General features: G+C 52.7%; 16 protein-coding genes. 9 read left to right on the forward strand and 7 right to left on the reverse strand.

Features of this window, described 5'->3' with window-relative positions:
• Positions 1-57: 57 nt before the first annotated feature.
• Entirely contained in the window at positions 58-1,233 is a 1,176-nt protein-coding gene (gene metC, locus AC1RSM_RS01140) for a cystathionine beta-lyase (protein ID WP_492928654.1), read from the forward strand.
• 74 nt (positions 1,234-1,307) lie between these two features.
• On the opposite strand, the gene AC1RSM_RS01145 is transcribed toward metC, so the two are convergent.
• The 6 genes from AC1RSM_RS01145 to AC1RSM_RS01170 are packed head-to-tail and all read right to left on the reverse strand — an operon-like array spanning position 1,308 to position 6,630.
• A complete protein-coding gene (locus AC1RSM_RS01145; RefSeq protein WP_492928656.1) occupies positions 1,308-2,033 on the reverse strand; it encodes an amino acid ABC transporter ATP-binding protein in 726 nt (241 codons plus the stop codon).
• Positions 2,034-2,056: 23 nt separating this feature from the next.
• Complete coding sequence (locus AC1RSM_RS01150) at positions 2,057-2,752, reverse strand: amino acid ABC transporter permease (RefSeq protein WP_492928658.1); 696 nt, start codon at positions 2,750-2,752, stop codon at positions 2,057-2,059.
• Positions 2,753-2,762: 10 nt separating this feature from the next.
• The gene (locus tag AC1RSM_RS01155) at positions 2,763-3,458 is read right to left on the reverse strand and encodes an amino acid ABC transporter permease (protein WP_492928660.1); all 696 of its coding nucleotides are present in this window, start codon (positions 3,456-3,458) and stop codon (positions 2,763-2,765) included.
• Between the two features lie 57 nt (positions 3,459-3,515).
• The gene (locus AC1RSM_RS01160; protein WP_492928663.1) at positions 3,516-4,370 is read right to left on the reverse strand and encodes an ABC transporter substrate-binding protein; all 855 of its coding nucleotides are present in this window, start codon (positions 4,368-4,370) and stop codon (positions 3,516-3,518) included.
• A 21-nt stretch (positions 4,371-4,391) separates the two neighbouring features.
• The gene (locus AC1RSM_RS01165) at positions 4,392-5,993 is read right to left on the reverse strand and encodes a rhodanese-like domain-containing protein (protein WP_492928664.1); all 1,602 of its coding nucleotides are present in this window, start codon (positions 5,991-5,993) and stop codon (positions 4,392-4,394) included.
• A 52-nt stretch (positions 5,994-6,045) separates the two neighbouring features.
• The gene (locus tag AC1RSM_RS01170) at positions 6,046-6,630 is read right to left on the reverse strand and encodes a cysteine dioxygenase family protein (protein ID WP_492931404.1); all 585 of its coding nucleotides are present in this window, start codon (positions 6,628-6,630) and stop codon (positions 6,046-6,048) included.
• 353 nt (positions 6,631-6,983) lie between these two features.
• Here AC1RSM_RS01170 and AC1RSM_RS01175 point away from each other — a divergent pair, with 353 nt between their 5' ends.
• Together AC1RSM_RS01175 and yaaA are read left to right on the forward strand one after the other, a co-directional pair.
• The gene (locus AC1RSM_RS01175; RefSeq protein ID WP_492928667.1) at positions 6,984-7,766 is read left to right on the forward strand and encodes a 3-hydroxybutyrate dehydrogenase; all 783 of its coding nucleotides are present in this window, start codon (positions 6,984-6,986) and stop codon (positions 7,764-7,766) included.
• Between the two features lie 82 nt (positions 7,767-7,848).
• Positions 7,849-8,634 (forward strand): peroxide stress protein YaaA, encoded by a 786-nt coding sequence (yaaA, locus tag AC1RSM_RS01180; RefSeq protein ID WP_492928671.1) that lies wholly within the window; start codon positions 7,849-7,851, stop codon positions 8,632-8,634.
• A gap of 155 nt (positions 8,635-8,789) precedes the next feature.
• Here yaaA and AC1RSM_RS01185 read toward each other — a convergent pair whose 3' ends face one another.
• The gene (locus AC1RSM_RS01185) at positions 8,790-11,075 is read right to left on the reverse strand and encodes an FUSC family protein (RefSeq protein ID WP_492928673.1); all 2,286 of its coding nucleotides are present in this window, start codon (positions 11,073-11,075) and stop codon (positions 8,790-8,792) included.
• A 440-nt stretch (positions 11,076-11,515) separates the two neighbouring features.
• Between AC1RSM_RS01185 and ilvB the strand changes: the two genes are divergently transcribed.
• The 6 genes from ilvB to pnp all read left to right on the forward strand — a co-directional run bounded on the left by ilvB (position 11,516) and on the right by pnp (position 18,828).
• Complete coding sequence (gene ilvB, locus AC1RSM_RS01190; protein WP_492928675.1) at positions 11,516-13,240, forward strand: biosynthetic-type acetolactate synthase large subunit; 1,725 nt, start codon at positions 11,516-11,518, stop codon at positions 13,238-13,240.
• A gap of 10 nt (positions 13,241-13,250) precedes the next feature.
• The gene (gene ilvN, locus AC1RSM_RS01195) at positions 13,251-13,742 is read left to right on the forward strand and encodes an acetolactate synthase small subunit (RefSeq protein WP_189391150.1); all 492 of its coding nucleotides are present in this window, start codon (positions 13,251-13,253) and stop codon (positions 13,740-13,742) included.
• A 211-nt stretch (positions 13,743-13,953) separates the two neighbouring features.
• Positions 13,954-14,970 carry a ketol-acid reductoisomerase gene (ilvC, locus tag AC1RSM_RS01200; RefSeq protein WP_492928678.1) on the forward strand — a complete coding sequence of 339 codons (1,017 nt, stop codon included), beginning with the start codon at positions 13,954-13,956 and terminating at the stop codon, positions 14,968-14,970.
• A gap of 425 nt (positions 14,971-15,395) precedes the next feature.
• Entirely contained in the window at positions 15,396-16,163 is a 768-nt protein-coding gene (gene pssA, locus AC1RSM_RS01205; protein WP_492928679.1) for a CDP-diacylglycerol--serine O-phosphatidyltransferase, read from the forward strand.
• A gap of 167 nt (positions 16,164-16,330) precedes the next feature.
• The gene (rpsO, locus tag AC1RSM_RS01210) at positions 16,331-16,600 is read left to right on the forward strand and encodes a 30S ribosomal protein S15 (RefSeq protein WP_003801068.1); all 270 of its coding nucleotides are present in this window, start codon (positions 16,331-16,333) and stop codon (positions 16,598-16,600) included.
• Between the two features lie 89 nt (positions 16,601-16,689).
• Complete coding sequence (gene pnp / locus AC1RSM_RS01215; protein WP_492928682.1) at positions 16,690-18,828, forward strand: polyribonucleotide nucleotidyltransferase; 2,139 nt, start codon at positions 16,690-16,692, stop codon at positions 18,826-18,828.
• Positions 18,829-19,025 lie beyond the last annotated feature (197 nt).

Consider the following 19,025-nt stretch of genomic DNA (forward strand, 5'->3'; position numbering starts at 1 on the left):
TTGAAAAGTACCAGGAGATAAGGCCACAGACCAGCGTCATAGGTGGCTCAAACTATCATGAAAACAAGAAAACTTCAGACGGGGACACGTTTGGTGCATGCAGGCAAATATGAGGCTGGGCATGTGGGCAAAGCGGTTAATCCTCCTTTGGTTCGCGCCAGCACAGTGGTTTTTGACAGCATGCAAGATTGGCAGGATGTGCGAAAGCGCCGCTCCAGTGAGCGGCTTTTTACGTATGGTGCGCGTGGCACACCAACGACTTTCGCACTGGAGGATATGGTGACGGAGTTGGAAGGGGGGTACCGCACTCGTTTGTATCCAACCGGCTTGGCTGCAATTGCCATGGTGTTCCTGAGCTATTTGCGACCAGGGGACCATGTATTGATCAGCGACTGCACGTATTTGCCAGTACGGGCCTTAGGCACTGAGTTTTTAGCTGCCTATGGGATTAGTTATAGTTTTTTCAGTGCGCAGCATGCGGATTTGACGGATTTAGTTCAAAGCAATACTCGCATGGTCTATGTGGAAAGCCCGGGTTCCCTGGTCTACGAGATGCTGGACTTGCCGGCTCTTGCCGCGTTTACGCGGCAACGTAATCTCTTATTGGTGGCTGATAACACCTGGGGTTCAGGGGTCTTGTATCATCCCCTGGCCTTGGGGGCGGACATTTCAGTGATGGCAGCCACGAAGTATTTGGGCGGTCATTCAGATGTCATGATGGGATCAGTGTGTACTCAGGAAACACATTGGGAACCGCTCAATCGTATGAGTGAGGCTTTGGGCATGACGGTCAGCCCTGATGACGCCTGGCTTGTGTTGCGCGGCATACGAAGTTTACGGGCTCGCTTGCAGATGCATCAGCAACATGCTGAACAAGTTTTGCGGTGGCTGTCGGAGCAAAGTGTGGTGACTCAGTTGTTTAGCCCTGTGTTGCCGCAAGACCCTGGGCACGCTTTATGGCTGCGCGATTGCCAAGGAGGCAATGGCTTATTGTCATTTGCTGTGGCAGGGGCGTCTGAGCAGCAAGTTACAGCGATGCTTGACGCTTTACAGTTGTTTGGCCTGGGGGCTTCGTGGGGCGGGTATGAAAGCCTGGCTGCTCTTGCTGATTTATCGGTTGCGCGTAGTCAAACTGATTGGTCAGCCTATGGTCCTGTTGTGCGATTGCACATAGGGCTGGAAGATCCGCAAGATTTGATTGCGGATTTAGAGCAGGCTTTTCAGTATCTATGATCTGTTGAGATCCTGACACAAAAACCATCAAGGCAGCCTTCCGGCTGCCTTGATGGTTTTTAGTGGCGAGTACTTCAATGCAGAATGTCAGAAAGAAACTTACGCGCGCGGTCATGCTTAGGTTGGGAAAAGAACTGTTCAGGTCGACTATCTTCTAGGATTTCGCCTTTATCCATAAACCAGATTCGATCAGCTACCTCTTGCGCGAATCCCATTTCATGAGTTACGCAGACCATTGTCAGCCCTTCTTGGGCCAAGGATTTCATCACGCACAACACCTCGCCGACCATCTCCGGGTCCAAAGCACTAGTGGGTTCATCAAAGAGAATGACGGGCGGGCGCTGGGCCAGGGCGCGGGCAATGGCTACGCGTTGTTGCTGGCCCCCAGACAGGTTGGCGGGCATTGCCTCGCGCTTGGCGTGCAGACCTACTTTTTCCAATAGTTCGTCGGCTAAGGCGTAGGCTTGGTCTTTGGAAAGGCCATTGACCTTAATGGGTGCCAAGGCAATGTTGTCGCGTACCGAGAGATGCGGAAAAAGGTTGAAGTGCTGGAATACAAAGCCTATTTTGGCTCTGATCTGATTGATATTGTTATTTTTGGCGCTGACGTCGGTGTCATTAATATAAATGGCACCTTGTTGGATTTCTTCCAGGCGATTGATGGTGCGGATCATGGTGGATTTGCCGGATCCTGAGGGGCCGCATACAACCAGCACCTCTCCTTTATTGATCTGACCGTTGATGTTATTGAGAGCTTGGTACTGCTTGTACCATTTGTTGACGCCTTCAAAGCGAATCATAGTTGTCTCCTGAGTGCAAAGGGTTAAAACGCGGTACCTAATCGTTTGTTTTGCAGATGTTTTTCGAGTCGTTTTGCAAAATGAGATAGGAGCGCGCAGAGTAGAAAATAGAAAAGGGCCAGAATCAGATAGGTGCGCAAGGTGTTTGTCAGTTCCAGGCCATTGACCTGCTGCGCCGCATAGGTGGCCTCCTGAACGCCAATAATGTAGACAATGGACGTGGCCTTGATGGTTGAAACAAACTGGTTCAGCAATGACGGAATCATCGTGCTCAGTGCCTGAGGCAACTGAATGAACAGTAGGGTTTGGGTATAGCTTAAGCCGGCTGCTCGCGAGGCTTCAGCCTGCCCACGAGGCAAGGATTGCAGTCCTGCCCGAACAATTTCCGCTAAAAATGCGGATTCATAAATAATGATGGCTGCCAAAGCGGTGGAAAAGGGCGGGATTTCGGTGCCGATCAAGGTGGGCAATAGAAAGTAGGCCCAGAAAATGATCATGATCAGTGGCACGGACCGGAACAGATAGACCCATGAACTGGCAAGCATCCAGATGGGTTTGCAGGAACATGTGCGAGCGATGCCCACCAGTAAAGCGATAGGGAAAGCTCCCAAAATACCCAGGCCCGCCAGAATCAAAGTACCGGCAAACCCGCCTATTGGGCCATTGGGCCAAGAGCCAATCAACAGCATGAGGCCATAAGTGTCGAGAAACGCTAGCATTTAGGCCTCCTTAACGTTGAAAATTAGCGGGAAAGCGGCGTGATAGTAGGGCGCCTGCAGTGGCTATCAGCAAGGAGATGCATAGATAGATGATGGTTGCTACCAGAAACACCTGAAAGGTCTGGAATGTTTCGTTTTCAATGCGCTTAACTTGGTAGGACAACTCGGTGACGCCTATCACCATGGCAAGACTTGTATCTTTGAATAAGATCAGCGAACGATTTACAAAGGGAGGGATGGCGTAGCGTACGGCTTGAGGCAAGAGAACATAGCGTAGGCTTTGCGCCGCGCTCAAACCCACTGAGCGGGCAGCTTCTGCTTGGGAGCCTGCAATGGCTTTGATGCCAGCACGAAGGTCCTCGTAGTAATAGGCACTCACGTTCAAAGACAAGGCGATCAAGGCAAAAGAAAATTCGGTGTCGCCTTGATTAATCCATAGTCGCAAGGCTTTGGGCAGGATTTCAGGCATGCCGAAATACCAGACCATGATTTGGACGACTGTGGGTACATTGCGGTGATATTCAACGTACAGTGTGATGAGCCATTGCAAGGGTCGCCAGTTGATCAAGCCCAGGGCTGACAACAGGAACGCCATGGCAAACCCACCTGCCAGAGCACCGACAAACAGCCGCAGGCTCGTGCCTACTCCTTGCACGAGCAGGCTCGTGTTTTCCGGGTCGGCTAACAGAGAGAAAGATAAATCCATGATGTGGGGGGAAGGGGCAAGGCCCCTCTTTGTGTGGGGTGAGACGGCTTGGCTGGGTTAATTGACACCACTTTCGATGGGGCCAACGATAAAGTGGCGTGTCAGGTTGTAGTCGCTCTCGGGCCCCATCCATTTGTTATAGATCGTCGTCAGTTCCCCGGACTGATCCAATGCAACCAGAGCCTGGTTCACGGCTTCAACAAGTTCCGGTTGCCCTTTCTGGAAAATAATGCCGACTTTCTCGGTGTAGGTCGGTTCTTCGATCAAGACAGTAGGCCGATCGCTATTTTGTGACTCATTTAGAAATCGCTTCAAGACCAGCTCACCGGCCGTCATACCGACAACTTTGTCATTTTGAAGTCCCAGATAGCATTGGGAAATGTTTTGATAAGTCAGTACGTCAGAGTCCTTCAGTACCTCCTTGGCGATGGCAGCTGAGCTTGATCCTGATGAAGCGCAGACCTTTTTCCCTGCCAGTCCGCTCAGGGAGCTGATGCCGCTATCTTTATTAACCAGAACCTTAATATGGCCTTCCAGGTACTGATAGCTGAAATCCACCTCTTGCGCACGTTTGGGTAGCCAAGCTACCGAGCCCGCTACCATATCGACCCGACCCATTTTGACTTCTGGAATGCGTGCCTCCGTAGAGAGCGGCTTATGTTCCAGTTTCACTCCCAGTTGTTGGGCGACTGCTTGGCAAATGTCTACGTCATAACCTGCATACTGTCGCGTGGCGGGATCCTGAAAACCATAGGGGGTGCTGGCATTTTGTGTACCGCATACGAGCGTGCCTTTACTTTTTATGTCATCGAGCCGATTGGCGGATGCTGTTTGAGCAGAAGTCAGGCAGGCGGCTGCAAGGCTACCTATGACTACATGACGCCAAAGTGCAGTGATTTGTTTTGTTTTCATTTTTTGTCTCCTTGCAGGTGTTTAAATTAGAAATTCCTGACGCTCCTGCTCGTCCAGTTGGGCAAGCAGGCCTGTTTCCCATTCCAGATAGCGACGGGCTGCTTCTTTGTTGCCATCATGTCTGTCGTGCACAAAGAACAGGTAGTCAATGCAATGCTCATCTGAGAGTGGGTCGGTTTCATGTTGATGCCATAGTGGCCCGTGTTGGATATCTTGCTCTGAGACCAGGCATAGATAGACTGACTGATAGCCTTGTTGCTCTAAATCCAAAGCCAAGCTATGTAGAACAGCGTCTGTATTCGCCAGCACTAAAACAGGGCGATGGAGGGCGATTCCGGCCAGTTGCTGCTGAAGGGTGGGACGAATTGTCCAACGTGCATTTTGAAGGCTGGCCTGGCGAAATTGCATACTGGGGCGCGCATCCAGGATCAGCAAATCCGGCTGCTGTTGTAGCAGGGTCGGCAAGTCTTGTGCCGGATAGGGTTTGGCTGATGCATAGGGTGCGGCTTTCGAGGTGGTCTGTAAGTCTTTGCGCAGGTTTTCAGGGTCAGGCAAAAGGTAGACATTCCAGCCCATCTGTTTCAACCAACTGGCTACAACGGGGGCTCGAATTCCATCGGTATCACACAATACTACTGTGGAGCGCCTGACGCCCACGTATTGGTCGGTTGCTTGAATAAGTTGGCCGCCAGGCGTGTGCTGAACGTATGCAGGCCAGTGGCTTGCTTGAAATTCTGTTTTGCTGCGTACATCACAGATGAACAGGCTATGTAAGTTCTCTTGCTGCAGGCTTTGAAGCTCTGAGTGGCTCAACTGTGGAATATCAAAGTGGGCTCGCAACGTTTGCGCACGCTCTCGCTCGATATCCAGTGCTTGAAGGTCTACGTCTTCTGGATAGTGGCGGCGGGTTTTATGTTCCAGTTGCAGATCTTCCAGGTACCAGCCTTGTGTTCCGTTTTCCAGGGCATAGACGGGGTTGGGGATCCCCAGGTTGATCAGTGTCTGAGCGCCGATAATACTGCGCGTGCGACCAGCACAATTAATCACAACTGTCGTATCTTCATCCTGAACCATACTGCGCACGCGTAATGCGAGTTCCCCATTAGGGCAACATATTGCGCCGGGGATATTCATCTTGTAGAACTCGTCAATGGGACGACCGTCCAGAACAAGGAGTTTTTTATTGGGGTCTGCCTGCCAAGAATGCAAGGCTTTGGCTGAAATGCTGGGCGTACGTTGTTTGTGCTCGATCAGCTCGCCAAAGGTTTTGCTGGGTAAGTTAACGCCCGCAAACGTGCCATAGCCCGCTTCCTTCCAGGCCTCGATGCCGCCCTCAAGATAGTTGATGTCCGTATAGCCCAGACTTTGTAGCGCGCGTGCTGCATTCATGACGGTCTCGGTGTCGGAGTGACTGCCGTAGAGGGCGATGCGAACGGCTTGACGGGGTATAAGTCTGAGAGCCTGACTCTCTAGGATGCTATAGGGAAGAGGGGTGGCAAAAAACAGGTGATCTTCGCCAAACTGCCCGTGTTCACGAATATCCAGCAGGGCAAGTTCTGTCTTGCCATGAATCCATTGTTTGACTGTGTGCGCGTTTACCGGGCGAATGTGTGCTTGCTTCATGTCATCAGAAAGAAAAAGTGGCAGAGGGTTGCGTGAAAGTGCCGAAGTAGAATTAGCGGCGTGTTTTGACGCCAACGGGCATGACCGCGTAGCTGTCATTGCTGGTATCAAAAGCTAGTCGCTGATCCAGTTTCTCTAATGCAAGGCCATACATATGCAGGTGACGGATCGAGTCGTCGTCTATGTGAACGGCATGAATATCGTCGGGCATCAGGGCGATACCTTGGCCCGGCCCCACTTTCATTGAGCCTGTTTCTTCGAGCTTCGCGTAACCCGCTTGTTGGCCGTCATCGGAACGCTCATAAAGATAATTTGTCTCCGTTCCTTCAACTGCTGCGATACAAGCCCATGTGGTGTGGTTGTGGGGCACAATTTTTTTTCCAGGCTTCATCACGTTCAAGTACAGCGCATAGCTCTGGTCAGGCTCTTCATGAATCAGGTAGCGTGCCTGCAATTCGCCTTCGGTAGGGGCTGGGTACTCGTGTTCGGACCACCATTGTTTTTGAGCGGCAATGATCTTCAGCTGCGTCAGTACCGCCTCTATCCCGCTCCTGTTTAACGGGGCTTTCGTGTGTTGCTTGGCAGAGTTAATAAGTTCTTGGACAGCAAGGTGTTTGTGCTTTGTTTCGGTCACGATGATCTCCTATAGATGACAGTCAATATAGGCGTGGCCTTGAGCGCGGCACAAATTAAAAGTCTTGCTTTAACTATTAGGAAAGCTTATTGATTTAGGGTTTTTCTGGCCTGAGGGCGGTGGGGGTTAGGGTATTTACCTAAGTTTTTAGCCGCTTTGACTTATGAATTGGAGACCAATAGATTTTTATTTTTAATATATGAGCTGCTTATTTACGTAGGGGGCGGGTAAGAGTGCGGATTACGGTGCGCTGTGGCTATCCCGGACAAAAGGCTTCCTTTGAGGTTCCCGACGGTGCTGGGCGGCGAGTACACTTGGGGTTTCAGTTCTCCGTTGTCAATACTCACGAGGTATCTATGCTGAAAGGTAAAAAAGCGGTCGTAACAGGATCGACCAGTGGTATCGGTCTGGCCATGGCCACCGAGTTGGCCAAGGCAGGGGCGGATGTGGTGATCAATGGTTTCGGTCAGCCAGAAGACATCGAGCGCGAGCGCAGCACACTGGAGTCCAAGTTTGGCGTCAAAGCCTATTATCTGAATGCGGACTTGAGTGATGCGCAGGCTACGCGGGACTTTATTGCCAAAGCGGCAGAAGCCCTGGGTGGGCTGGATATTCTGGTCAACAATGCGGGCATTCAACACACTGCGCCAATTGAAGAGTTTCCGGTGGATAAGTGGAATGCGATTATTGCTCTGAATCTGTCGGCGGTATTTCATGGCACGGCAGCGGCCTTGCCCATCATGCAAAAGCAGGGTTGGGGGCGCATTATCAATATCGCCTCGGCCCACGGTCTGGTGGCATCGGTCAATAAATCCGCGTATGTCGCCGCCAAGCACGGCGTGGTCGGCTTGACCAAGGTAACAGCGCTGGAAAATGCGGGCAAAGGAATTACCTGCAACGCAATTTGCCCAGGCTGGGTTCGCACCCCTCTGGTTGAAAAACAGATTGAAGCTATCAGCCAGCAAAAAGGCATTGATATCGAAGCCGCTGCCCGTGAGCTGTTGGCAGAAAAACAGCCCTCTCTGCAGTTTGTGACTCCCGAGCAATTGGGTGGCGCCGCGGTGTTCCTGTCTTCTTCTGCTGCCGATCAAATGACGGGTACGACATTAAGCCTGGATGGTGGTTGGACAGCTCGTTAAGCCTTGCCAGAGCTTGTTTTATAGATAAGAACAGATAAGGGGCCGGGCCCTTTATCTGTTTGGATAGAAAGGATATAGGCGCATGTTGTTATTGCTCTCACCAGCGAAAAAGCTGGATTACGATTCTCCTGTACGCACGCAGCTGGACTCCCAGCCTTTGTTTGTGGAGCAGGCGCAAGGCTTGATTGATATTTTGCGCACTCAGTCCGAGCAGGACATTGCGGGCTTGATGAAGCTGAGCGATGATCTGGCACGTTTGAATGTGCAGCGTTATCAGGAGTGGGAACCGACGTTTGACCGCTCCAATGCGCGCCAGGCTATTTTGGCCTTCAACGGCGATGTTTATGAGGGCATGGCAGCGACAGATTTGTCGGATAAAGAGCTGAAGTGGGCCCAAGATCACATCGTGATTTTGAGCGGTCTTTACGGTGCGTTGCGCCCCTTGGATTTGATGCGTCCTTACCGTCTGGAAATGGGGACGCGTCTGAAGAATCCGCAGGGCGCTAGTTTGTATGCCTATTGGGGCAGCCGTATCTCTGATTATTTGAACCAGCGCCAAGATGTCAAGACCAAGCCTATCGTTCTGAACCTGGCCTCCGAAGAGTATTTCAAAGTCGTGGATCAAAAGGTCCTGCGCGCTCGCGTTGTGCAGTGCGTGTTCCAGGACGAGAAAAACGGTGCCTGGAAGATCATCAGCTTCTATGCCAAAAAAGCGCGTGGCTTGATGGCTCGTTTCGTTATCGATAATCGTGTTCAAACCATTGAAGGTGTGAAAGCGTTTGATCGTGAGGGCTATGTATTCCAGCCTGATCTGTCGAGCGACGATAAGTTAGTATTCCGTCGTTCAGAGCAAGACGCCAAGGCTTAAAGCCGGTCTTCAAGCAGGGACACAATGCCGCGCACTCTGTTTAAGACAGCTGTTCGCGGCTTTTTTGTGCCCGTGATTACCCCGGGGGAGTCAGCGGGGTAGATTGTCCACAAGGCGAAACAGTTCGCTACCCTTGGTGCTGGGCTTGCTTAAGCTTAAGCGCCTTGCTGCTCTAGTTCCTGCTTCCGCTCTGGCGGCAGTTGTGGGCCGGCGCTATATTCCAGCCCACGCATATCCTGACGTATCAGTTGCGCAGCTTTAGCCATCTGGCGGATGGGGTACGCCAACATAGCTAATTCGCCTTCGGTTTCGATAGAGGCGGGTGGTTCCGCATCCTTATCGTTAATCAGAGCGCCGATGGCATCCAGCGAGTTCTGGATGCCGGGTGGGATCTCGTTCAGGTTAGCCAGCAAGGGGGCGGCGGCACTGATTTGTGAGGCCAGTACGTGGTTTTGAATCAGCAGGTTATTCAGTAAAGACACATTGGCCTGGCGACTGACGGGCTCGTCCATCATGCGATAAAAGGCTGAAGCAAAATTGCTGAACGCGATGTGCACGTTCTTGTTGGCGAGTTGCCAAGCGGTGTCGGCCTCCATCAGATCCAGATCTACCTGCTCTTTTTGGGCATCGCTCATGACGGACTCGCCGTCTTTGCCGTTCTTGATAATTTGGCTGTGGAGCCGGCTTAATCGAGCAAACTCCAGGCCAGCACGCCAGAACTCCTGATTGGCCGCCAGAGCAGCGCGGGCCAGACCCGTCATGGCGCTGGACTCCCAATTGGGCAGCAAGTAACTGGCCGCCATGGCTATACCGCAGCCAATCAGTGTATCCACCAGACGCTCTCCAATAATGAACGAGCCCCCAGTAGACAGGAATTGGAACGAAAGAATCACAAAAATGGTGTTGAACAGCGCAGACAACAGGAAATTGAGCTGAACCAGACTGTTGCCCAGCAAGTAGGCCAACAACATGGCAATCAGATAGAGCTCACGGTTGTCCGTCAGTTTCAACAAGAGGAAGGCGGCAGCGCAGCCGAGAACCGTGCCAAACAAGCGCCAGCCATTGCGTTGCCGTGTAATGGCAAAGCCTGGTTTCATGATGACCAGAATGGTCAGAATGATCCAGTAACTGTGCGCTGTTAGCGCACTGACCAAGCCCAGTTCGCTCTGAAAGTGGGCGCTCAAGGCACCTACGCCCAAAGCAACCATAGACGCGATACTGACGCGGGCCGCATATCGGAAATGCGAGGACTTCAGTTTGAGGTTGCTGGTCAGCATGCCCAAGCGCAGCTCTTCACGTGACAACATCCGGCTCAAGGATTTGTTCAGATACTGATCTACGGGCAGATTCTGGCTGGCTCGGTGAGACAAGCTGGCCATATTGTCAACAATGCGATTCAGGTTGCGCAGACGTCGCAGGACTTGGACCAGTAGGGCATAGGTCTCTGGGTCGGTTTGCGACATGCCCTGGCGCTTGTATTTTTCCAGCTCGTATTCCATGGCTCGGATTTCCGCTTTGACGCTTGAGCGGCGGGTAGTGCGAGTGCTGCGCGACACATTCATGGCGATACGGCCAATATCAAGAGACAGCTTGTACAGCCCGTCCCGCGCAAACATCATGAAGTCGCTTTGTGCCAGTTGACGGCGCAGGACGGTGTAGTCGGTATACGTCGCAACCAGAGAATCCAGAATGCTGACCATGTTCAAGAAAATGGTCAGCAGCGCGCGACGGTGGTGGTCGCCCCGGCCATGCCCGCGTGGTAGCTCACGCAGCACGACGTCGCGTGCGGCCTGATGCTTTTCGGTCATATTCGACTGTAGATTGATCAGGCGGCGATAGCAGGCGTCCAGATCAGAGGTGGGGTCATAGAATTGCGAGCGCGCTTCCATGTATTCAGCCGTGGCAAACAAGGCGACGGCCAAAGTCTGGCGTTCTTCTCGATACCAGAACAAACGCCGGAACAAGGTGCTGAACAGGTAATAGGACAGGCCCCCCGCAAAAGAATACAGCGTATGGGCCAATACCTCCTGCGGTTCCATGGGAAAGCGCATTGTCAAAGTCATCAGCAGCAGGGCGGCAAAACCGATCAGCCCGCCGCGACGGCCAAAGACAGAAAACATGCTGTACAGAAAACACAGCAAAGGTACGCACAGGACCAGCAAAAGAGGAGAACTGGAGGCTAGACCAGTCAAACCCACCGTGATGGTGCCCAAAGCAATGCCACCCAGCATCTCGTTATTGCGATTGCGGCGTGGGCCACCGGGCTGGTCAATGATGGCGACACAGGTGGCGCCCATGGATGCAATAACGCCAATGTCATAGTGGCCAAAGAAGCGGCCCAAAATAATGACAGGCAAGAGCACGCCGATGGACTGGCGCAGTCCACCGAAAAAATAGTGGCTATACAGGAATTGTTTTAACTGTGGAATGGGCGATGCCATAAAATACCCGGACAGCTCGTCATAGGTAGACAGTATATCGTTTTACGTATGCAAGCTTTAAGCCTGTTTTTTTGCACTTTACCAACAATCACAGTTGCTCGCTTTGTGCAGGCAAGGTAAAGTAACTAGGTGTTTTTGCTCCCTATCCGAGCAAATTGTAGCGAGGCACTGTTAACCGGGCCATCCGCCCGGTTTTTTGCGCCTAAAAACTTTGTTGCTGGCCGCGTCACAAGCGTGGGATGCCAGGACTTCCGTTTCAAGCTAACGCATACGTTTTTGTATGCACGCACTGGGTGTCGAAGAGTGCAGGCCGGACGGTAATGTGTCTGGGTGGTGTGGTCCTGTGGATCATGAAGCGCCAGATCATGTTGCTGACATCGGTTCAAGCTCGGACCGTCGTGGTCGATCGATATTGCAGAGCAAGACTGAAAGGAAAACTCATGTCTGAATTAAATGGCGCAGATATTGTTGTGCGCGCGCTCGCGGACGAAGGCGTGGAACACGTTTTCGGATATCCGGGCGGTGCCGTTCTCTATATCTACGACGCAATCTTCAAGCAGGACCGCTTCCAGCACATTCTTGTGCGTCATGAACAAGCTGCTGTTCATGCGGCGGATGCCTATTCCCGTTCGTCCCAGAAAGTTGGCGTGGCACTGGTAACCAGTGGCCCGGGCGTCACCAATGCCGTCACCGGTATTGCGACTGCTTACCTGGACTCCATCCCGATGGTCATCATCAGTGGACAGGTCAGCACCCAGGCAATTGGCGAAGATGCTTTCCAGGAATGTGATGCCATTGGTATCACCCGTCCCTGCGTCAAGCACAACTTCCTGGTGCGCGATGTCCGCGAATTGGCAGATACCATTCGCAAGGCATTTTTCATTGCCACCACAGGCCGTCCTGGTCCTGTGCTGATTGATATCCCTAAAGACATTACCACTGCCATGTGCAAATACTCGCCAAAACGTGGCGAGGTCAAAATGCGCTCTTACGCACCGGTAACCAAGGGTCATCAAGGGCAAATCAAAAAAGCCGTTCAGATTTTGAACAGTGCTGAACGTCCGCTGATTTATGTCGGTGGCGGTGTGGTGCTGGGCAATGCTGAAAAGGAACTTGACGAGCTGGTCAAGTTAAGCGGTGCCCCTTGCACCACTACCTTGATGGGCTTGGGCGCCTATCCTGGCACGGCTGATCAATACATTGGCATGCCTGGCATGCACGGTACCTATGAAGCCAATATGACCATGCAGCATTGCGATGTGCTGGTGGCCGTAGGTGCCCGTTTTGACGACCGAGTGATTGGTAACACCCGTCACTTCAGCCAAAACCCCCGCAAGATCATTCATATTGACATCGATCCCTCCGTGATTTCCAAGCGCGTCAAAGTTGATGTGCCTATCGTCGGTTGTGTGAAAGATGTGCTGACTGAGCTGAACGAACTGTACGCACAAGCGCGTCAGGAAGCGCCTAGCTCTCAGCCTGCTTTGAATGACTGGTGGAAACAGATCAATGTCTGGCGTGGCAAGAACTCCTTGGCCTACGCCAAGTCGGACGAACTGATCAAGCCGCAGTACGTGGTGGAATCCCTGTGGGAAGTGACAGGCGGCAACGCTTTTGTGACTTCTGATGTGGGGCAGCACCAGATGTGGGCGGCACAGTACTACAAATTCAATAAGCCTCGTCGCTGGATCAACTCCGGTGGCCTGGGCACGATGGGCGTGGGCTTGCCCTATGCAATGGGTGTGCAAATGGCCAACCCTGGTCAGGACGTTGCCGTCATCACAGGTGAAGGCTCCATCCAGATGAACATCCAGGAACTGTCTACCTGCAAACAGTACCGCTTAAGCCCCAAGGTTCTTTGCCTGAACAATCGTTATCTGGGCATGGTGCGCCAGTGGCAGCAGATCGACTACGGCTCGCGTTATTCCGAGTCCTATGTGGATGCACTGCCTGACTTTGTCAAACTGGTGGAAAGCTATGGCCACGTAGGTCTGGAAATTGATAAGCCAGCCGATGTGGTTCCCGCGATTCGCGAAGCCTTCACCACGCACAAAGACCGCCTGGTATTTCTGAACTTCATCACGGATCAAACGGAAAACGTGTTTCCGATGGTGAAAGCAGGCCGCGGCCTGACAGAAATGCTCTTGGGCCCGGACGATCTGTAAGGAGAGAATCATGAAACACGTCATTTCTATCCTTCTGGAAAACGAGCCGGGCGCACTGTCCCGTGTGGTTGGTCTGTTTTCGGCTCGTGGCTATAACATCGAGACCTTGACCGTTGCTCCGACCGAGGACGACACCTTGTCTCGCATGACTATCGTCACCCAAGGGTCAGACGATGTCATCGAACAGATCACCAAGCACTTGAACCGTCTGGTTGACGTGGTCAAGGTGGTGGATCTGTCCGAGGGTCCGCACATCGAGCGCGAGCTCATGCTGATCAAAGTGCGGGCAGTGGGCAAGGAACGTGAAGAGATGAAGCGTATGGCGGATATTTTCCGTGGTCGCATCATTGATGTTACGGACAAGACATACACCATCGAACTGACCGGTGTTCAAGACAAAATTGCTGCTTTCATTAATGCGCTGGATCGTACGGCCATTCTTGAAACAGTGCGCACCGGGGTCTCTGGTGTCAGCCGTGGCGAACGCGTCTTAAAGCTGTAAGCCAAGGCTTTTTCAGGACATAGTTACCGCCTTTATGAAGGGGCCGCTTTTTCAAGGCAGCTTCGCATAAGGGCACGGCTTGATGCTGTGCTGACCGCGGTGGCCCTGTCCTGGATGTAATGAGTCAAGGTCCTTTTTTGTGCCGCTGCTGCATGAGCGGCCATTCTCGAATTGCTGTTTAAGCGAAATTATTAAATTTGGAGCACCTGAAATGAAAGTTTTCTACGACAAGGATTGTGATCTTTCCCTGATCAAAGGCAAGACCGTTGCTATCATCGGTTACGGCTCGCAAGGCCACGCCCACGCCCTGAACCTGCACGAGTCCGGCGTGAACGTGGTTGTTGGTCTGCGTAAAGGCGGCGCTTCCTGGAGCAAAGCTGAGAACGCTGGCCTGAAAGTTCAGGAAGTGGCTGAAGCCGTTAAAGGCGCCGATGTGGTCATGATCTTGTTGCCTGACGAAAACATTGCTGAGGTCTACCGCAACCAGGTTGCCGAGAACATCAAGCCCGGCGCTGCTCTGGCATTTGCTCACGGCTTTAACGTTCACTACGGCCAAGTTGTGCCACGTGACGATATCGACGTCATCATGATTGCTCCTAAGGCTCCTGGTCACACCGTTCGCGGCACCTACAGCCAAGGTGGTGGCGTTCCTCACCTGATCGCTGTTTACCAAGACAAGACCGGCGCTGCTCGCGACGTGGCTTTGTCCTACGCATCCGCTAACGGCGGTGGCCGTGCCGGTATCATCGAAACCAACTTCCGCGAAGAAACTGAAACTGACTTGTTCGGTGAACAGGCTGTTCTGTGCGGTGGCGCTGTTGAGCTGATCAAAGCAGGTTTCGACACACTGGTTGACGCTGGTTACGCCCCTGAAATGGCTTACTTCGAGTGCTTGCACGAGCTGAAGCTGATCGTGGACCTGATCTACGAAGGCGGTATTGCCAACATGAACTACTCGATCTCCAACAACGCCGAATACGGCGAGTACGAGACCGGTCCCAAGATCGTTACTGAAGAAACCCGCAAAGCAATGCGCCAGTGTCTGGAAGACATCCAGACCGGTGTTTACGCCAAGAACTTTATCTTGGAAAACGCCGCTGGTGCGCCTACTTTGATCTCGCGTCGTCGTATCAACGCCGAATCGCAGATCGAGCAAGTGGGTGGCAAGCTGCGTTCCATGATGCCTTGGATCGCTGCTAACAAGCTGGTTGATAAGACCAAGAACTAAGTTTGATATTGGGGCAGGCTTACTGCTTGCCCTGGTGACGAACTTGAACCGGCTGACGCCTTTTCGGCGTCAGCCGGTTTTTTATTGTGCTGTCGATCGTGACGGGCGGGCGTGTGTTTCGGTGTGGGGGCCCTCTGTGTTACAGGTGCCGCATTGGCGAGCTGGTGGCCGTATCTGCGCTGCCACGATAAAATTCAATCTTTGCACTGAAAGAACAAGCATTGTCATGCGGCTTTTTTGCTGGCCAGCTGCGCTTTGGTCGAGTCTGGCCAAACACGTTTGAAAAAAACGGTGGCAGCAGGCTCACTGGCTGGCCCCACGCATTCTGACTTATATTTGCTTGAATTATTCACGCTCTGTAGCCTTACGTACAATGCTACATTCGAGTGCTCAGTCCTCAAGTAACAACTCTTAAAGCATCAACTATGCCCAATCTGCACAATGATGAAACCCGTCGTCGGCGTAGCATCTATCTTCTGCCCAACGCATTTACCACTGCCAATTTGTTTGCGGGGTTTTATGCCGTTGTGCAGGCCATGAATGGTCGGTTTGAAGCAGCGGCTATCGCCATATTTCTGGCTCTGGTATTTGACGGTATGGACGGACGTGTCGCCCGTTTGACCAACACCCAGTCGGCTTTTGGTGAGCAGTATGACTCGCTGGCGGACATGATTTCCTTTGGCGCGGCGCCTGCGCTGGTCATGTATGTCTGGGCCATGCAAGGTTTGGGGCGGTGGGGCTGGTTAGCCGCCTTCATCTATGTTGTTGGCGCCGCCTTGCGTCTGGCGCGCTTCAATACCAATATCGAAGTGGTGGACAAGCGCTTCTTCCAGGGGCTGCCTAGTCCTGCTGCTGCTGCTCTGGTGGCCGGGTTTGTCTGGCTGGCAGTCGATAACAAGTTGTCCTTGCAGGTTAATGCGATCCCTTGGGTGGCCTTTGGCTTGACGGTGTATGCCGGCTTGGCCATGGTATCCAACGCGCCGTTCTACAGCGGCAAGTCTTTCGCCGTTGGCCGCAGCGTTCCGTTCTGGGGCATGCTGCTTTTTGTGTTGGTCTTTGTCTTCGTGTCTACGGACCCGCCCGTGGTGCTGTTTGGCCTGTTCTGCGCTTACGGCTTATCTGGCTGGTTAGTTATGGCCTGGCGTTGGCGTCGTGCACGAGCTTTGGCCCGACTTCGGCGTGGAAACAACTAAAGCTGCGGTGTTTAATGCGATTTAAGCTGTAAATGCTTAACGCCCGCTCTGCTTTTTCGCTATAATCGTTTGCTTGTGCCTGACCAGGTGGGTCGGGACACAGTCAATTTAATGTTCACCACGTTAGGGCACCTCGGTCCTAACGCAAGTCTTAGAGGCTAAATAAAATGGCAGTTGCAGATATCAAAAAAGTCGATATCGTTTCCGAGTTTCAGCGCAAACAAGGCGATACCGGCTCTCCAGAAGTGCAAGTGGCTTTGCTGACCGCTCGCATTAACGAATTGACCGGCCACTTCAAGGCTCATAACAAAGATCACCACTCCCGTCGTGGTCTGCTGCGTATGGTCAGCCGTCGTCGCAAATTGCTGGATTACCTGAAAGGTCGTAATCCAGACGCTTACCGTGCTTTGATCGAAAAACTCGGTCTGCGTAAGTGATACCGGGGCTGGCTCCCCGCTAAACAACCGTGCATTCGGCGAACTGGTTTCGCTGTGTGCACGGTTTTTTTATTGTAAGGATTCTCCTAATGTTCAATAAAGTCACCAAGTCTTTCCAGTACGGCGAACATACCGTCGTGCTGGAAACAGGAGAAATCGCACGTCAGGCGTCAGGTGCCGTGCTGGTTTCTATTGAAGACACTGTTGTGTTGGCCACCGTTGTTGCCAAAACCGAAGCAAAAGCAGGTCAGGATTTTTTCCCTCTGACCGTTGATTACGTTGAAAAAACCTACTCTGCAGGCAAGATTCCTGGTGGTTTTTTCAAGCGTGAAGGCCGTCAGTCCGAGCGCGAGATCTTGATCTCCCGCTTGATCGACCGCCCCTTGCGTCCTCTGTTCCCAGAGGGCTTCTACAACGAAGTGCAAGTCATCATTCACACCGTGTCGGTCAATCCAGAAATTGATCCCGATATCGCTGCCATGATTGGTGCTTCTGCTGCCCTGGCTATTTCCGGTATTCCTTTCAACGGTCCTGTTGGCGCTGCGCGCGTGGGTTACGTTGATGGTCAGTACGTGCTGAACCCATCGGCCACTCAGCTGAAATCCTCCACCTTGGATCTGGTTGTTGCCGGTACCGAGCAAGCTGTGCTGATGGTTGAGTCCGAAGCCAAGCAGTTGTCCGAAGAAGTGATGCTGGGTGGTGTAGTGTTTGCTCACGAGCAAATGCAAGCTGCTATCAACTGCATTCACGAACTGGTTGAAGAAGCTGGCAAGCCCGAGTGGAATTGGCAGCCCGCTGCTGTGAATGAAAGCCTGCTGGCCGCTGTGACTGCAGCTGCTGAAGAAGGTTTGACACAGGCCTACCAGACTCGTGAAAAGCAAGCTCGTACCGAGCAGCTGCGTGCTGTGTACGCTCAAGCTAAAGAAACAGTCTTGGCTCAAGTTGCCGCGAATGGCGAAGCACAGCCTGATCTGGTGGCTGTTGAAAACATGATGTTCGATCTGGAAAGCAAGATCGTACGTTCGCGCATTTTGGGTGGCGAGCCTCGTATTGACGGTCGCGACACCCGCACTGTTCGTCCAATCAGCATCCGTCTGGGCGTTTTGCCTCGTGCACACGGTAGCGCCTTGTTCACCCGTGGTGAAACGCAGGCTCTGGTTGTGACCACCTTGGGTACCAAGCAAGACGAGCAAATCATCGATTCGATCATGGGCGAGTACCGTGACCGCTTCATGATGCACTACAACATGCCTCCTTTCGCCACTGGCGAAGCTGGCCGTTTCGGTGCCCCTAAGCGTCGTGAAATTGGTCACGGTCGTCTGGCCAAGCGCGCTCTGACTCCTTTGTTGCCTGCTGCTGAAGACTTCCAGTACTCCATCCGCGTGGTGTCCGAGATTACTGAATCCAATGGTTCGTCCTCGATGGCTTCGGTGTGTGGTGGCTCGCTGTCCATGATGGACGCCGGCGTTCCTGTGCAAGATCACGTGGCAGGTGTGGCCATGGGTCTGATCAAGGAAGGCGGCAAGTTCGCTGTGCTGACTGACATCCTGGGCGACGAAGATCACCTAGGCGATATGGATTTCAAGGTTGCCGGTACCGAGAAAGGTATTACTGCTTTGCAGATGGATATCAAGATCCAGGGCATTACCAAAGAAATCATGCAGGTTGCATTGGCTCAGGCCCATGAGGGCCGCATGCACATCTTGGGTAAGATGAAAGAAGCTCTGGACGGTTCCCGTACTGAGATGTCCGAGTTTGCTCCTCGCATGTTGACCGTCAAGATCAACCCCGAGAAGATTCGTGATGTGATCGGTAAAGGTGGTGCCACTATCCGTGCACTGACCGAAGAAACCGGCACACAGATCGATATTTCGGATGACGGTACCATTACCATCGCCAGCGCTGATCTGGACAAGGCTCGCGAAGCTGAGCGTCGTATTAAAGAGCTGACCGCTGAAGTTGAAGTGGGCCAGGAATACGAAGGCCCAGTGATGCGTTTGCTGGACTTCGGTGCAATTGTTCAGGTTCTGCCAGGCCGTGACGGTTTGCTGCATATCTCCGAGATTGCAAACTACCGTATTGCCAACATCAATGACGTGCTGAAAGTGGGTCAGGTTGTTAAGGTCAAGGTCATCGAGGCTGACGAGAAAGGTCGTCTGCGTCTGTCGATCAAGGCTATTGGTGGTATCGAAGCTCAAGGCGGCCCAGCGGCTCCTGCAGCTTCCTGATAAAGACTTAGGTCTAGTTAAAGAAAAACCCGCCTTTGGGCGGGTTTTTTGCGTTTGTGCTGAAGTGTGTGTGCTTAGTCCTGAGGCTGATGAGGTAGGCATTGAGCTCGCTCCAGATTGATGCTGCGTTGGCGACGGATGTAGTGCCTGTTCATCAGGGCGTATGCTTGCTGAGCGGCACTGTGGTGCTGATAGCT

It is taken from the genome of Alcaligenes sp. GW821-FHT11D07, assembly GCF_058808495.1.

What these genes read in the sequence shown, in the direction of transcription:
- metC (WP_492928654.1), top strand. Translation starts at nt 58, where the DNA reads ATGAAAACAAGAAAACTTCAGACGGGGACACGTTTGGTGCATGCAGGC.
- AC1RSM_RS01145 (WP_492928656.1), bottom strand. Translation starts at nt 2,033, where the DNA reads ATGATTCGCTTTGAAGGCGTCAACAAATGGTACAAGCAGTACCAAGCT.
- AC1RSM_RS01150 (WP_492928658.1), bottom strand. Translation starts at nt 2,752, where the DNA reads ATGCTAGCGTTTCTCGACACTTATGGCCTCATGCTGTTGATTGGCTCT.
- AC1RSM_RS01155 (WP_492928660.1), bottom strand. Translation starts at nt 3,458, where the DNA reads ATGGATTTATCTTTCTCTCTGTTAGCCGACCCGGAAAACACGAGCCTG.
- AC1RSM_RS01160 (WP_492928663.1), bottom strand. Translation starts at nt 4,370, where the DNA reads ATGAAAACAAAACAAATCACTGCACTTTGGCGTCATGTAGTCATAGGT.
- AC1RSM_RS01165 (WP_492928664.1), bottom strand. Translation starts at nt 5,993, where the DNA reads ATGAAGCAAGCACACATTCGCCCGGTAAACGCGCACACAGTCAAACAA.
- AC1RSM_RS01175 (WP_492928667.1), top strand. Translation starts at nt 6,984, where the DNA reads ATGCTGAAAGGTAAAAAAGCGGTCGTAACAGGATCGACCAGTGGTATC.
- yaaA (WP_492928671.1), top strand. Translation starts at nt 7,849, where the DNA reads ATGTTGTTATTGCTCTCACCAGCGAAAAAGCTGGATTACGATTCTCCT.
- AC1RSM_RS01185 (WP_492928673.1), bottom strand. Translation starts at nt 11,075, where the DNA reads ATGGCATCGCCCATTCCACAGTTAAAACAATTCCTGTATAGCCACTAT.
- ilvB (WP_492928675.1), top strand. Translation starts at nt 11,516, where the DNA reads ATGTCTGAATTAAATGGCGCAGATATTGTTGTGCGCGCGCTCGCGGAC.
- ilvN (WP_189391150.1), top strand. Translation starts at nt 13,251, where the DNA reads ATGAAACACGTCATTTCTATCCTTCTGGAAAACGAGCCGGGCGCACTG.
- ilvC (WP_492928678.1), top strand. Translation starts at nt 13,954, where the DNA reads ATGAAAGTTTTCTACGACAAGGATTGTGATCTTTCCCTGATCAAAGGC.
- pssA (WP_492928679.1), top strand. Translation starts at nt 15,396, where the DNA reads ATGCCCAATCTGCACAATGATGAAACCCGTCGTCGGCGTAGCATCTAT.
- rpsO (WP_003801068.1), top strand. Translation starts at nt 16,331, where the DNA reads ATGGCAGTTGCAGATATCAAAAAAGTCGATATCGTTTCCGAGTTTCAG.
- pnp (WP_492928682.1), top strand. Translation starts at nt 16,690, where the DNA reads ATGTTCAATAAAGTCACCAAGTCTTTCCAGTACGGCGAACATACCGTC.